General features: G+C 34.7%; 19 protein-coding genes and 2 pseudogenes. 15 read left to right on the top strand and 6 right to left on the bottom strand.

Annotated elements, in window-relative coordinates:
* The first annotated feature begins 113 nt into the window (after nt 1–113).
* From DOK78_RS10225 to DOK78_RS10180, 10 genes and pseudogenes are all read left to right on the top strand, one after another.
* Nucleotides 114–461 (top strand): hypothetical protein, encoded by a 348-nt coding sequence (locus DOK78_RS10225; RefSeq protein WP_207940458.1) that lies wholly within the window; start codon nt 114–116, stop codon nt 459–461.
* An 11-nt stretch (nt 462–472) separates the two neighbouring features.
* Complete coding sequence (locus DOK78_RS10220) at nt 473–856, top strand: acetyl-CoA carboxylase biotin carboxyl carrier protein subunit (protein ID WP_207940459.1); 384 nt, start codon at nt 473–475, stop codon at nt 854–856.
* 27 nt (nt 857–883) lie between these two features.
* Complete coding sequence (locus DOK78_RS10215; RefSeq protein ID WP_207940460.1) at nt 884–1,999, top strand: sodium ion-translocating decarboxylase subunit beta; 1,116 nt, start codon at nt 884–886, stop codon at nt 1,997–1,999.
* A gap of 16 nt (nt 2,000–2,015) precedes the next feature.
* A complete protein-coding gene (locus DOK78_RS10210) occupies nt 2,016–2,153 on the top strand; it encodes an OadG-related small transporter subunit (protein ID WP_279381634.1) in 138 nt (45 codons plus the stop codon).
* A gap of 32 nt (nt 2,154–2,185) precedes the next feature.
* Nucleotides 2,186–3,164, top strand: a pseudogene (citC, locus tag DOK78_RS10205) ([citrate (pro-3S)-lyase] ligase).
* 17 nt (nt 3,165–3,181) lie between these two features.
* Nucleotides 3,182–3,490: a citrate lyase acyl carrier protein gene (citD, locus tag DOK78_RS10200; RefSeq protein WP_207940461.1), complete on the top strand. Its 309-nt coding sequence runs from the start codon at nt 3,182–3,184 to the stop codon at nt 3,488–3,490.
* Nucleotides 3,478–4,365: a citrate (pro-3S)-lyase subunit beta gene (citE, locus tag DOK78_RS10195; protein ID WP_207940462.1), complete on the top strand. Its 888-nt coding sequence runs from the start codon at nt 3,478–3,480 to the stop codon at nt 4,363–4,365. The genes citD and citE overlap by 13 nt, the downstream gene beginning before the upstream one ends.
* A 1-nt stretch (nt 4,366) precedes the next feature.
* Entirely contained in the window at nt 4,367–5,899 is a 1,533-nt protein-coding gene (gene citF, locus DOK78_RS10190; protein ID WP_207940463.1) for a citrate lyase subunit alpha, read from the top strand.
* On the top strand, nt 5,892–6,431 hold the full coding sequence (gene citX, locus DOK78_RS10185; protein WP_207940464.1) for a citrate lyase holo-[acyl-carrier protein] synthase: 540 nt from the start codon (nt 5,892–5,894) through the stop codon (nt 6,429–6,431). The genes citF and citX overlap by 8 nt, the downstream gene beginning before the upstream one ends.
* 1 nt (nt 6,432) lies before the next feature.
* Nucleotides 6,433–7,827, top strand: a complete 1,395-nt coding sequence (locus tag DOK78_RS10180) for an oxaloacetate decarboxylase subunit alpha (protein ID WP_207940465.1) — start codon at nt 6,433–6,435, stop codon at nt 7,825–7,827.
* Between the two features lie 256 nt (nt 7,828–8,083).
* On the opposite strand, the gene DOK78_RS10175 is transcribed toward DOK78_RS10180, so the two are convergent.
* From DOK78_RS10175 to DOK78_RS10165, 3 genes are all read right to left on the bottom strand, one after another.
* Complete coding sequence (locus DOK78_RS10175) at nt 8,084–8,851, bottom strand: amidohydrolase family protein (protein WP_207940466.1); 768 nt, start codon at nt 8,849–8,851, stop codon at nt 8,084–8,086.
* A 14-nt stretch (nt 8,852–8,865) separates the two neighbouring features.
* Nucleotides 8,866–10,155 (bottom strand): SLC13 family permease, encoded by a 1,290-nt coding sequence (locus DOK78_RS10170; protein WP_207940467.1) that lies wholly within the window; start codon nt 10,153–10,155, stop codon nt 8,866–8,868.
* 379 nt (nt 10,156–10,534) lie between these two features.
* Complete coding sequence (locus DOK78_RS10165) at nt 10,535–10,804, bottom strand: NAD(P)-dependent oxidoreductase (RefSeq protein WP_339076400.1); 270 nt, start codon at nt 10,802–10,804, stop codon at nt 10,535–10,537.
* A 408-nt stretch (nt 10,805–11,212) separates the two neighbouring features.
* Here DOK78_RS10165 and DOK78_RS10160 point away from each other — a divergent pair, with 408 nt between their 5' ends.
* The 4 genes and pseudogenes from DOK78_RS10160 to DOK78_RS10145 form a co-directional block, all read left to right on the top strand.
* Nucleotides 11,213–11,353, top strand: a complete 141-nt coding sequence (locus tag DOK78_RS10160) for a hypothetical protein (protein WP_207940468.1) — start codon at nt 11,213–11,215, stop codon at nt 11,351–11,353.
* Nucleotides 11,354–11,440: 87 nt separating this feature from the next.
* The gene (locus DOK78_RS10155; RefSeq protein ID WP_339076118.1) at nt 11,441–11,611 is read left to right on the top strand and encodes a hypothetical protein; all 171 of its coding nucleotides are present in this window, start codon (nt 11,441–11,443) and stop codon (nt 11,609–11,611) included.
* A complete protein-coding gene (locus tag DOK78_RS10150) occupies nt 11,592–11,786 on the top strand; it encodes a hypothetical protein (RefSeq protein WP_207940470.1) in 195 nt (64 codons plus the stop codon). The genes DOK78_RS10155 and DOK78_RS10150 overlap by 20 nt, the downstream gene beginning before the upstream one ends.
* Before the next feature lie 50 nt (nt 11,787–11,836).
* Nucleotides 11,837–12,046 (top strand): annotated as a pseudogene (locus DOK78_RS10145) (TcpE family conjugal transfer membrane protein); the annotation flags it as partial.
* 5 nt (nt 12,047–12,051) lie between these two features.
* Here the strand turns inward: DOK78_RS10145 and DOK78_RS15775 are convergent.
* From DOK78_RS15775 to DOK78_RS10135, 3 genes are all read right to left on the bottom strand, one after another.
* Nucleotides 12,052–12,234: a GNAT family N-acetyltransferase gene (locus DOK78_RS15775; protein WP_422389695.1), complete on the bottom strand. Its 183-nt coding sequence runs from the start codon at nt 12,232–12,234 to the stop codon at nt 12,052–12,054.
* Nucleotides 12,235–12,303: 69 nt separating this feature from the next.
* The gene (locus DOK78_RS10140) at nt 12,304–12,477 is read right to left on the bottom strand and encodes a hypothetical protein (protein ID WP_207940471.1); all 174 of its coding nucleotides are present in this window, start codon (nt 12,475–12,477) and stop codon (nt 12,304–12,306) included.
* A 153-nt stretch (nt 12,478–12,630) separates the two neighbouring features.
* The gene (locus DOK78_RS10135) at nt 12,631–13,218 is read right to left on the bottom strand and encodes a hypothetical protein (RefSeq protein ID WP_207940472.1); all 588 of its coding nucleotides are present in this window, start codon (nt 13,216–13,218) and stop codon (nt 12,631–12,633) included.
* Nucleotides 13,219–13,906: 688 nt separating this feature from the next.
* Here DOK78_RS10135 and DOK78_RS10130 point away from each other — a divergent pair.
* Nucleotides 13,907–14,194 (top strand): integrase core domain-containing protein, encoded by a 288-nt coding sequence (locus DOK78_RS10130; RefSeq protein ID WP_207940473.1) that lies wholly within the window; start codon nt 13,907–13,909, stop codon nt 14,192–14,194.
* The last annotated feature ends 79 nt before the right edge of the window (nt 14,195–14,273 follow it).

Genomic DNA, 14,273 nt, shown 5'->3' with positions numbered 1-14,273 from the left:
GGTTTTAGAAATATGAACACGAAAAGAACAATTTAAGTTTGAATTTTTTCTACATCTTTTCGATGAGTTTTCTATAATGAGTCTGTGAAATAAATTTAAGAAAGGAGTAGTCAATGAATCTGATAAAGCGATTGTTCACAAAAAAACAAAATGGAGAAGAAAACGTTTTCGAAAATAACTTGGACAGCCAAAAAATATCCGAGAAGGAGTCTGACGGATGGGAAGCGATTCCGACATTTATAGAAATGAATCCAAAAGATTATGAACGAATTAGTGTTATTGTGACAGCCATAGCAGCTGGCGATCGTCCAGATAGTCAGTTTGTTATAAAACGGATTCTTCAAAGAAACCCAGAGGCAAGAACAGTTGCGATTATTTCTGCTAGTTTAGTCTCAGAGTTAGCTGATGATAGTCAGTTGTTTGTTAAGAGTATTGCCAAGAAAAAGATAGATAGCATATAGGAGGAGTATCGATGTTACGAAAATTTAAAATCTCAATTGATGGTACGGAATACTTAGTAGAAATGGAAGAAGTGGGGGCGGTACAACAGCCAGTAGCAGTTTCTGCACCGGCAGCACCAGCACCAGTTCCTGAACCAGAGCCTCAAGAAACACCGGCGCCAGTAGCAACATCACAAGCAGGAGTCGATGCAATGGTTGCACCTATGCCGGGTACAGTATTGAAAATTTTAGTAAAAACAGGAGATGCTGTACAAGCGAATCAACCACTATTGATTTTAGAAGCTATGAAAATGGAAAATGAAATCGTAGCAAACCAAGCAGGAACTGTTAATGGCATTCATGTTACACAAGGTCAAGTGGTTAATCCAGGTGAACCATTATTAACTATTAAATAAGTTTGATAAAAAGAGGAAGTGAAATTTGTGGAGACATTAATTCAAGGTATTTTAGGTATGGGACAAGAACCCGGAAGAATCGTTATGATGCTGATTGGTGGACTATTGATGTACTTAGGAATCAAGAAGGAATATGAACCAACTTTACTTGTACCTATGGGATTAGGAACAATTTTAGTCAACTTTCCAAATTCTGGGGTATTATTCGCTGGTGGAGAACCAGGACCTTTCAATGTGTTGTTCGATTTTGGAATTTCAACAGAATTATTCCCTTTACTGTTATTTATTGGAATAGGCGCAATGATTGATTTTGGACCATTACTACAAAATCCATTTATGCTCTTATTTGGAGCTGCTGCTCAATTTGGAATTTTCTTTACAATTATTATGGCTGTTCTATTAGGATTTGATTTATTCGATGCTGCGTCTATTGGAATTATTGGCGCTGCAGATGGTCCGACTTCTATTTTTGTGGCTAATACACTTAATTCTAAATATATGGGGGCAATCATGGTGGCGGCCTATTCATATATGTCATTAGTTCCAATTATCCAACCAGTGGCGATTAAAGCAGTTACAACTAAGGCAGAGCGTCGGATACGAATGACTTATCGTGCTGGAGAAGTATCACAAACAGCTAAAATCTTATTCCCAGTTGTCATTTCAATTGTTGCTGGGTTAATTGCACCAGTATCGTTACCGTTAGTCGGCTTTTTGATGTTTGGTAATTTGTTACGTGAATGTGGTGTATTAGACCGCTTATCTTTGACTGCTCAAAATGAATTAGTTAACATTATCAGTATTTTGCTAGGATTATCTATTTCAGTCAGTATGAATTATGAAGACTTTTTACAAGTAGATACGTTAATGGTTATTGGTTTAGGTTTGATTGCTTTTGTTATGGATTCTATTGGCGGTGTGTTGTTTGCGAAATTTATCAATCTGTTCCGCAAGGAGAAAGTAAACCCGATGATTGGTGCTGCAGGAATCTCAGCTTTTCCAATGTCTAGTCGAGTGATTCAAAAGATGGCGACTGATGAAGATCCGCAGAACTTCATTTTAATGCATGCTGCTGGTGCAAACGTTTCTGGTCAAATTGCTTCTGTTATTGCTGGCGGTTTATTGTTAGCGTTTTTAGCTTAAGAAAGGATGAATAATTATGTCAATTAATATAGAAGATTTAAAAACCTCCTTTGAACTGCTTGTTTTAGGTTGGGGCGGAGTTTTCTTGGTACTATTTATTATTTACTTGTCATCGAAACTTTTGACGAAACTATTTCCAGTTAAGAAAAAGTAAGGAGATCATCAGTTATGTACAACGTATATACAATGAAACGAATCTGGTTGGATGTTGATAAAAAGGGCTATAAGCAGTGGGCAGAACTAATGGCAAAAGCGAACCTTCATACAAACGAACGACTTGAGTACACGATTGGTATATGATGATGAACAATTGATCGCAACGGGTTCTTATGATGAAAATATCATCAAATGTGTAGCTGTTTGCAAAGATTATCAAGCTGAAAATCTTTTAACACAAGTGGTTACGCATTTGTTAGAAAAAATGCGCGAAAATGAGCAATTACATGTATTTCTTTATACAAAACCGCAGAGTAAAGCCATCTTTCATTCGTTAGGATTTAAAAAGATTGTAGCGAATGAAGATGTGTTGTTTATGGAGTTGGGTAAACCTAATTTTTCTGACTATCTACGTTTTTTGCTGGAAAAGAAAAAAATCGGAGAAGGTAGTGGAATTGTAATGAATGCGAATCCTTTTACGAAAGGACACCAGTACTTAGTAGAAACTGCTGCACAACATAGTCAACAAGTTTATGTTTTTGTTTTATCAGAGGATCATTCGACTTTTTCAACCGCAGATCGACTCGCCATGGTGAGACAAGGAGTTGCTCATTTAGGCAATGTGACAGTTATTCCGACAGATCAATATATGGTTTCCTCGGCTACTTTTCCAGCGTACTTTTTAAAAGATAAAGCGGAGTTGGATATTGCTAAAGTACAAGCTACTTTAGATGCACGACTGTTTATGGAAAGAATCGCTCCTCTATTAGAGATTCGAACTCGTTTTGTAGGTGACGAACCGTTTTCTAAAGTTACAGAAGTTTACAATCAAGCAATGCAAGAAGTTTTTGATGACAGATTACATTTGGTTATTCTGCCAAGATTGACCATTGATGGGGAGGCAATAAGTGCAACGAAAGTCCGTCAAGCCATCAAGGAAAAAAATGAGGATGTATTGCTAAAATTTTTACCAAAAACGACCTACGATTTTATAAAATACACAAACTGATTAATGAGGTGAACAAAGTGAAAATTATTAAAACCGCTGTTGCGGGAACCATGGAATCGAGTGATATCATGCTTACGATTCAGCCTATTGATTCACAGGGAATTCATATTGATCTAGAAAGTAGCGTAGAAAAACAATTTGGACGTCAGATTCGCAAAGTAATCACAGATACTTTAAGTCATTTAAATGTAACTGGAGTGGAAGTCATTGCTGTTGATAAAGGAGCTTTGGATTGTACGATCAAAGCTCGAACACTTACAGCTGTTCATCGTGCTGCTGAAAAGGACAATTATGACTGGGAGGAGATTGACTCATGGAACAATTGAGAAGAACAATGATGTTTGTACCTGGTGCAAATGCGGCAATGCTCCGAGATGCACCATTGTATGGTGCAGATTCCCTTATGTTTGATTTAGAAGATGCGGTTTCTTTAAAAGAAAAAGATTCTGCCAGAGTTCTAGTTCATTCAGCTTTAAAAACATTTGATTACAGCAAAGTGGAAACGGTTGTACGTATCAATAGCTTAGATTCAGGTGGAAAACAAGATGTTGCAGCTATGGTTTTGGCTGGTGTTGATGTTATCAGATTGCCGAAGACCGAAACAGCACAGGATATCATTGAGGTAGAAGAAGTTATTACAGAAGTTGAAAGTAAAGCAGGAATTGAAATCGGTAGAACAAAAATGATGGCCGCAATTGAATCTGCAGAAGGGGTACTAAATGCATCCGATATTGCGCAAAGCTCAACACGATTGATTGGTATTGCTTTAGGAGCTGAAGATTATGTAACCAATTTAAAGACACGTCGCTATTCGGATGGTCAAGAGTTGCTTTTTGCTCGCAGTATGATTTTACACGCTGCCCGAGTTGCTGGAATTTCAGCAATTGATACAGTTTATTCTGATGTTGACAATATCGAAGGTTTTCAAAACGAAGTACGAACGATTAAACAATTAGGATTTGATGGAAAATCAGTTATCAATCCACGACAAATTCCTTTGGTAAATCAAATTTACGCGCCAACTGAAAAAGAGATTCAATCTGCTAAAGAAGTTATTTGGGGGATCAGAGAAGCAGAAGCAAAAGGTTCTGGTGTTATTTCTGTTAATGGAAAAATGGTAGACAAACCTATTGTTGAACGTGCAGAACGAGTTATCGCATTAGCCATAGCAGCAAAATTGATTACAAAGGAGGAAGTTTAATATGGTATTAAATAAAGTGGGTAAAGAGATTCCTCAACAATATGCAGAACAATACGGTATCTATGAAGGAGAACTTGCTCATATTAATCAGTATAAAGAAACGAGCCGTAAAATTAATCCAGTTAAACCAAGAGATCAAAAATTGCTAGGCAGTATCCGAGAAGCAATCGAAAAAACTGGCTTAAAAGACGGTATGACAATCTCTTTTCATCATCATTTTCGTGAAGGAGACTACGTAATGAATATGGTGATGGAAGAAATTGATAAAATGGGTATTAAAAACCTTTCCATTGCGCCAAGTTCAATTGCCAATGTTCATGCACCGCTGATTGATCATATCAAGAATGGTGTTGTGACCAATATTACCTCTTCAGGATTAAGAGATAAAGTTGGGGCAGCAATTTCTTCTGGAATTATGGAGAATCCAGTTGTGATTCGTTCTCATGGTGGACGTGCTCGAGCAATTGCTGCGGGAGACATTCATATTGATGTTGCTTTTTTAGGTGCACCAAGTTCTGATGAATATGGTAATGCTAATGGAACAAAAGGAAAAGCGAATTGTGGTTCATTAGGTTATGCGATGGTGGATGCAGAATATGCAGACCAAGTCGTGATTATTACTGATACACTAGTGAGTTATCCCAATACTCCCATTAGTATTCCACAAACAAATGTTGATTATGTCGTTGAAGTGGATGCAATTGGTGATCCTCAGGGAATAGCCAAAGGAGCAACACGTTTTACAAAAAATCCTAAAGAGTTATTGATTGCAGAATATGCTGCGAAAGTAATTACCTCTTCACCGTATTATAAACAAGGTTTTTCTTTCCAAACAGGAACGGGTGGTTCATCTCTAGCAGTCACACGTTTCATCAGAGAAAAAATGCTTAAAGATGGTATTAAAGCAAGTTTTACATTGGGAGGGATTACAAATGCAATGATTGAACTTTTAGAGGAAGGATTGGTTGAAAAAATTATTGATGTACAGGATTTTGACTACCCTTCAGCTGTTTCTTTAGGAATAAATGCAGACCATTATGAGATTGATGCGAACATGTATGCCTCACCTTTGAGTAAAGGAGCGGTTATCAATCAGCTGGATACCTCTGTTTTATCAGCTTTGGAAATAGATACAGATTTTAATGTGAATGTCATTACAGGTTCGGATGGGGTAATTCGAGGCGCTTCAGGCGGACATTCAGATACTAGTATGGCCTGTAAAATGAGCTTAGTACTTTCACCATTAGTTCGTGGTAGAATTCCAACTTTCGTCGATCAAGTAAATACAGTTGTCACACCTGGTGATAGTATAGATGTGATTGTTACAGAAGTAGGAATAGCAATTAATCCGAATCGAAATGATTTAATTGAACACTTTAAGTTATTAGATGTACCGCAGTTTACAATTCAAGAATTAAAAGAAAAAGCTTATGCAATCGTAGGCACACCAGATTCAATCCAATATGGGGATAAGGTGGTAGCTTTAATCGAATATCGAGACGGTAGTTTGATTGATGTGGTTAAAAATGTCTGATGAACTATTTGATGGTGAAGAAATTACTTTAGAAGAGATACTAGATGCTAGAGAGAAACGAGTCAGTATGCAACAAAAAATATTGGAGACTTATCCAAATTCTTCTTTATTAGTAGCTACAATGAATATTCCAGGATCGATTAAAAACTCGATTGGCTTAATGGCTATTTTTGTGGAGGCTGTTGCATACATTGAACATCAGTTGGCTGATGTAGTTCCAAATGTTAGAATTTGCCATAGTAAAAAAACAGGTGCTGAATATTATCTATCTGTTAATCTATTGCCAGAAAAATTAAAGAAAAAAATGATTCAAATTGAAGAAACTTATAAATATGGACGGCTATTCGATTTAGATGTTATTTGGTTTGATGAAAAACTCAAAAATATTAGTCGACAAGTGCTCAAACATCCTAGTCGAAAATGCTTGATTTGTCAAAAGGATGCGAAGGAATGTGGCCGTTCTCGACAACACTCTATTGAAGAATTACAAAATAAAATTTACGAAATGGTAAGCATAGGAAAGGAGCAATAGAATGACTAAGAAAATTCGGTTCACGGAAACTGTTTTGCGTGATGGTCAGCAGAGTTTGATTGCAACACGCATGCCTACTTCAGATATGTTACCAATTATAAAAACAATGGATGAAGCAGGCTTCCGTGCTTTAGAAATGTGGGGAGGTGCTACTTTTGATTCTTGTGTGAGATATTTAAACGAGGATCCCTGGGAAAGATTACGCGCAATAAGAAAAGAAGTAAAAAATACTAAATTGCAGATGCTGCTTAGAGGACAAAATCTTTTAGGTTATCGTCACTATGCAGATGATGTGGTAAAAGCTTTTGTCGGAAAATCAATTGAAAATGGAATCGATGTGATTCGAATTTTTGATGCACTGAACGATGTGCGTAACCTACAAACAGCAATCCGTGCGACCAAAGAAGCTGGCGGTGAATGTCAAGCAGCAATCTCCTATACAACAAGTAAAGTTCACACGTTTGATTATTTTGTTGATTTAGCTAAAGAGCTAGCTAAAACAGGTGCAGATTCAATTTGTTTGAAAGATATGTCTGGAGTTTTAACGCCTTATGCTGCTTTTGAGTTAGTCAGTCGAATAAAAGATTCCGTGGCTTTGCCTTTAGAGGTGCACACACATGCAACAAGCGGAATTTCAGAAATGACCTATTTAAAAGCTGCTGAAGCGGGTGCCGATATCATTGATACCGCAATTTCCTCATTTGCAGGAGGTACAAGTCAGCCAGCAACGGAATCTATAGCTACTGCATTTGAAGAATTGGGATTTGATACAGGTTTAAACATGAATAAAGTAACAAAAATTGCAGAATATTTTAATCCAATTCGTGATCAGTTTAGAGAAGATGGCATCTTAAACCCAAAAGTGAAAGATGTTGAACCTAAGACCTTGATTTATCAAGTTCCTGGTGGAATGCTTTCTAATTTGTTAAGCCAATTAAAAGAACAAGGATTATCAGACAAGTATGATGAAGTTTTAGCCGAGGTACCGAAAGTCCGAGCTGATTTAGGGTTTCCTCCTTTAGTAACACCACTATCACAGATGGTCGGTACTCAGGCTTTAATGAATGTCATATCAGGGGAGCGTTATAAACTGATTCCTAATGAAATCAAAGATTATGTTCGAGGATACTACGGAAAATCTCCCGCACCAATCTCTGAAGAAATGAAGAAAAAAATCATTGGTGAAGATGAAGCCATCACTTGCCGTCCTGCTGATTTGATTAAACCAGAATTAGCAATTCTAGAAGAAGAAATTAAAAAGTATGCAAAATCGGAAGAAGATGTTTTGTTGTATGCGATGTTCCCACAACAAGGCAAAGATTTTCTGGGACGTAGAGAAGATCGTTTTTATGATGTACCTACACAATCGGTTTCGGTAAAATTTGCTATTGAATAATTAATGAAAACTTGCCACTTCTTTGATTTTTTTCTTGTCAATGTCAATGTCGAAGTAGAATCAGATTGAAAATTAGAGAGTCTAAAAGCAATAGAGTAAGGGAATGATATCAGTAAAAAGCGTCACAATTTCAAAAATTGTGACGCTTTTTGCTGATAGATTTGATAGAGAGTGACGATGTTTTGTCTAAAATTCAATTTTTACTAGGTGAATGTTTTACAATTCCACTTCTAGATGCGAAAGGTGATGTTCTAAACTACTTATCCAAATACCATTTCATCCCGTTTTTATACAGAATTTTCTCTACATCTTGTGCATTGAAAATTTCCTCCAATAAAAGAATATCATTTATAGAAAATCGATAATTTGCTCTGGTTGAAGGTAAATCTGTTCCAAAAATTAATCCTTCTGAATTTTCTGCATGTAGTTGCACTAATATAGATTTTAATTCATCTCTGTCATACTTAATTCTACCAAATCCTGTTACACGAATTGGAATATTATTTGAAAGATACTTTTTTAGTTTATCAATAGAATGTCTTCCCATACCAAGGTGATCAATAGATACTTTAGGAAGAGAATGAATTAACTTATCTAAATTTGTATCAACAGTATCCACATTCAAATAAAACTCAGTTTTCCAATTGCATAAATTATAAACACGTTTAGATAATCTCTCTATGTCATCTAAAGAAGTATCAATACCCCTATATAAATTGAAACGAATCCCTTTTATTCCTGTAGCATCAAGAAATCTAATCTCTTGGTCCGAGATATCTATTGGAAGTTGAGTAATACCTATAAAATTTTCACCTAATTCTGTTAAAGCAGCGTTAAAATAGTCTTGGTGATATCCTTGAAAAGAACCAGATACAACTGCACCCCCTATAACGTCTATGTTCATTCTTCTTAATTCTTCTCTATATTCTTTTATCACATAATAATCAGGTATAAAGCCATTGTTCTCAATTAATGGAAAAGCTGGATCAATGATATGGAAATGCCCATCAAATATCTTATACATAATTTTTTCTCCTTCTAGTAGATAAACATTAAAACTATCGTTGCAATCATCGCAAATAATAAACCTAGGAAGGTTGCTTTATATAATAAATCATTGTAAAACTTCTGTTGTTGTTTACCTTCAAGTCCACTTGACCCGAGAATAAGACTACCTCCAGTAGAGAAAGGAGCCACGGCTGTTGATTGCGCACCTATAATAATAGCTACTGCAATTAAAGAAGGGCTATAGCCGGAAGCGACGGCGATTCCAGTAATCATTGGAAACATTAAAGGTGCTACAACACCGAGTGTACTGCTAAAAATCGACATGATTCCGGCAATAATGCACACTGCTAGGGGGACTAAAGGAGTCGGGATTTTAGTAATCAATGAAGCAAGTAAATCAATTGTTCCAGCCTCTACAGCAACATCAATCAACATCCCAACTCCTGAAACCAACCAAATAGTATTCCAAGGAACTTTTTTTAGTACTTCATCAGAATTATCAACCAGTTTAAGGAAATAGCCAAAAATCGAAAAGACTATCGCTAACAAACTGATATCGATTCTTTGACTAATGTAGGAAATCTCTGGAACCAATTTTTCTATCATTGGAATAACCAAAACTAGCACCATTAATAAAAAAATCAACACTAAGTTTAATTTTTGCTTCGAATTAAATTTTTCTGGTAGTTGTATGTTTAGTTCTTTTTTCGAATGATTTTTACGAGAAATGAATATTAAAAATAAGATAACAACGATTGGATAAGTAAAGGATACAATAAAGATATCTTTTGTAAGAAGGCCAGCTTGTTCAGCTAATGGAGTCTCTAAAAACAAAGAATGAAATAATACGCCATGAGCACTGTACATAAAATTTGCTCCTGAAAGTGCTCCTAGGGAAACAGCTAATGAAGCATGGATACGATTCATGTTTGATGATTTACATAGCACCATTGCCATAGAACCCATGATTGCGATGGAAGTGAAAAAGCCAGCACCCATTCCCGACACCAATGCAGTGATAAAATATAAAATCAAAGGTAAGAATAAACTAAATCTTTTAAATTTATATAATAATAAATCGGCTAATTTATTTAGTGTACCATTTACCACAGCAAAGTTAAAAAACAATGATACGGAGAAAATTACAAGAAACAACTGCGTCGGCCAAGTTGCCAATAAATCTTTTACTGACATTCCCAGTACAAAACATCCAATAAGATAAGCAAAAGCTAACGCTATCAGTCCTGTATTTATATTGAATTTTTCACCAAGCAAAATAGACAATATAATGGCTAAGATAATGAGTAATGAAACAAACATATATAGACCCCTTTCTGTCACTTTATTTTTTCAAAAAACTTGTCATTTATCATCATATTTTAATCTTTTTGTTAATGTAATTCAATCTATATCACTGTTTTTTAAGTGTTCTTTTGACGGAATCAATCTATCTAATTTAAAAGAAGGGACATAAATCTTGTTTGTTGGCTATCTATCTGGTGCTGATAAGCAAGTATACAGAAGAAATATCAGAAGATGGTGGAAAATAAAATAAACTATTTACAAATAATCTTAATAACTATAGTAGAAAAGATACTATGTGTTCCTCTTCATTTTCTACAAAAAATAGGTTGAAATGGTTTTGTATAATATATAAAATGTTACTGATTATTTAGCGACACTATGAACTGGTTGTCCTTCAGAAAAGTCTTGTGTAGACTGTATTCATCAAGTTTTCTTTAGCTTCCTTTGTTGATCGTACCATACGTGGGATAAGAATAGTATTTGGCGTTTTTAGTAGAGGATTATCAGCACAAATTGGTTCAGTTGATACAACATCCAAAGTAGCAACACTAATTTTACCACTTTCAAGTGCATCTTTAAGATCCTCTTCTACAATTAAAAGACTTCGAGCACTGTTAAGAAGCAACACACCATTTTTCATTTTAGCAATCGAATTCTTATTAATTATTCCTTGAGTTGTTGGTAATAAGGGGACAAATAAAGCAATTACATCTGAGATTCAAAATAATGAGGTCGCACGTATCGTTAGAGGACTGAAAGATGCCAATGCAATGCAGAAAATTGGACTGTCAAACAGATGAAACGATTTCGAGTAAATTTAGAAACCAATTTGGAGAAGCTAGATAATGATGGTAAACGTGATGAAGTGATTACCTTTGAAAATTAAGGTGTTGATTTCTTATTTGTGGATGAAGCCCATGTCTACAAAAATCTATTTATTTACACAAAAATACAAAATGTTGCAGATGTCAGCGATGCACCAAGCCAAAGAGCCAATGATATGCGCTACATTTAAGGTGCATAAGATGGTAGCAATGTTGTCTTTACGACAGGAACACCTGTATTTAACTCAATGAGTGAATTATATGTTATGCAGTATTTCTTACAACCAGAAGCTTTACGCAGTCGTGGTTTAAATTCGTTTGATTCTTGGGCAGCAACATTTGGTCAAGTAGTGTCTTCTCTTGAGATTACACCAGAAGGAAGTGGTTAATCGAATGCGGAGTCGCTTCTCAAAATTCCATAATTTACCGGAGTTCATGAGTATGTTTATGCAGTAGCAGATATTCAAACAGCAGAAATGTTGCAATTGCTAGTCCTAGAATTAGAAACAGGAAAAGTTCAAACAATCGTCACGAAACGTACCCCTTTTCAAGAAGCGATGATGGATGAATTTGTTGTCTATTCTGAAGCTATTCGGAATAATCAAGTTGCCCTCTATGGAAGACAACATGTTGAAATTAATCAATGAAGTAAAACTCATTGCGATGGATGGTCGATTATTGAATGACTCACTTGAGTACAATCCAGAATCAAAATTAGGAACGTGTGTGGGAAAAATGTTCTCGATTTGGGACAAAACAAAAAATACCCAATTATTGTTATTAATAATGGATATCCAGATATACTGCCAACTAAAAATATAATCAAAGAGTTTTCGTCTGATGGTAACTCTGGATTAATTGACGATATTTAAATAACCCTTTTTGAAAGGAAAAAAATAAAAAGCTACACCCGTATCTGGGTAGTTGAAAAAGTCATTTATGAGATAAATGACTTTCAACTGGATTAGCTGCCTTTTCCTGTGACATTTAATCAAATGGCTTGGTTTGTTTTAACTTTGCTGTTTGTCATTTTATTTGCTCATGTGCCTCCACTATCGATGATAGAGGGGGCTTTTTTTAGGACTCGTTACGATCGATTGTTTGTAATATCGTGGAAGTCTTCTATTTTTTGAACATCTGTAGGTTTGAATAAAAAATTTACAGTGGCAATAAGAGCCTCAGATGTATAGCTGTTAGCCCACCAAGTTTCATCAATAACATGTCCAATCTCCATTGTTTTGCTTAATTTGTCATATTTGGTTACAACTATTGTTCCAATTAGTACATGTTCATTTTTAAGTTCAATTCCCCAATCAAAGAAAGCTTGTTCCTTATACTTTTAAATTTTTTTAGCTATCGATGCTTTTACAGAATCAATGTCATAATGGGGACTCCAAGTGAGAAATTTAGTAACTTTTTCACTTGATACCAAGTTATTAAGCATTTGTTTTGAATCAATTATCTGTAATGGACGAAGTATTAATCTTTCAGTATCTATGTTTTCATTTTTCATTAAAATTTCTTCCTATAATCCAAGGATATTCCAATCAATCATGGCAAGCAGTAAAAATAAAGATTGCATATTGTATCACCTCACTACGAATTGTTGAAGTGAATTTTATAATACATTATTTTTAATTCATCACCATATTGCATTTATGCAACATCAATTAAGTAGCTTTTTACTCCAGTTTTTGAGCATAATTAATGTTTCGTCCATTTCCAGAACGCTTAATACATGAAAAGTATGATGGAGATCATTTTCAGGAGCTTGATTATATTTTATCTTAAAGATTGTATTAATCCATAAAATCATAATTCTAGAGTAAGCAGAGAACTCAGAGATTGAGAGTGTTGATACTTCGTTAAGTAATTTATGCGCTGCGACTTCAGCATTTTCTTCTAGGCAGTATGAAATAAGATTAATTAAGATCAATACATCTTCGTCAGAAATACTCTTAATCTTTTGCTTTTTTCTGAGACTAAGTACCAATCTATGTCCTAATAAAACAGCATCTTCGAGTGTAAATGTGAATAAAATATTATTAAATAGGGCTATTTCATAGTAATTCCAAGTGTCACATCGACCAAGATAATTTTGGATGTTTATTGGTTTATACAAATTTTTATCAGTGCTATTTTCTGTTTTAATGCGAGAGGCGAAAAGAAATGCCTCATCTGAAAGATGAAGATACTTTAATTTTTTTGTATCCTCATATTTCTTTTTTGATAGAAGACCAATCTCAGTACACACTTGTGCATTATCTGTTTTGGCTCCTTTAAGTAAGTCCGATTTTATTTTCTTTATTATAGTTAGCTCTTCCGTTGAATATAAATCAACAAACTCCTCAATATCAATATTTAGGTTATTCAGTATAGCTAAAAATTTTTCAGCCGATGTTGAAATTTGTCCATTTTCGAATCGCCAATAATTTGATCAATCCATTAGATTAGTTCTAATACTTTCGACTTTTATATTTTTATCTTCTCTTATTTGCCGTATTGTCCTTCCAATTCGGTACATCTATGCTTCACTTCTTTCGTGTTGTAAATATACAACGATTATAACATGTGATTGTTTTTTAAAGTATTCTAAGCAAAAAGGAAGTGTAAAAATGGAAAAGTTCCAAATTAAATCTTACCTAAAAGTACGAGATAATGATTCATCTTGTCTCATCAGAACCCTCCCGGCAATTGGGAAAATAACTGTTAGTGAATCAAAAATAGTATTTGAAAATTTACTAGTGGTGTTAGTATCTATGGAAAGTGGGTAGCTGATATCACATATATCCTAACAAAACAAAATGGTTGATGTTACCTATCTTCTATTATGGATTTACACGCGAAAAAGATTATTAACTATACTTTTTCAAGACGTATGATAGTTAATTGTGTTCTACAGACCTTAAATCAAGTCAAACAGCGTTATCAATTCTAGAAGGATGATTCAATATACCTCCTTAGAATGTAAGGAATGGTTAAATACAAATAAAATAAGGCATTCCTATAGTCGTAAAGGAACGCCTTATGATAATGCAGGGATTGAATCCTTTCCCGCTTCATTGAAGAAAGAAGAAGTATACACAACAACATATTTAAATTTTGAAGAAGCGAATCAAGCATTATTTAGTTATATTGATAGATTTTATAGTCGCAATCGAAACCATTGTTCAATTAACTATTTGACACCGCATGAATTTGAAATTCAAGAAAAAATAAAAATGGATTAATCGTCTCTAAAAAAATAGGTCTAAGATATTAACCCTAGGTCCATTAATATTCTTTTTATTGATAAATAAAATGGGAGGA

Source organism: Enterococcus sp. DIV2402 (assembly GCF_017426705.2).
GTDB lineage: Bacteria > Bacillota > Bacilli > Lactobacillales > Enterococcaceae > Enterococcus_F > Enterococcus_F lowellii.
This window is presented reverse-complemented; position numbering and strand designations above follow the sequence as displayed.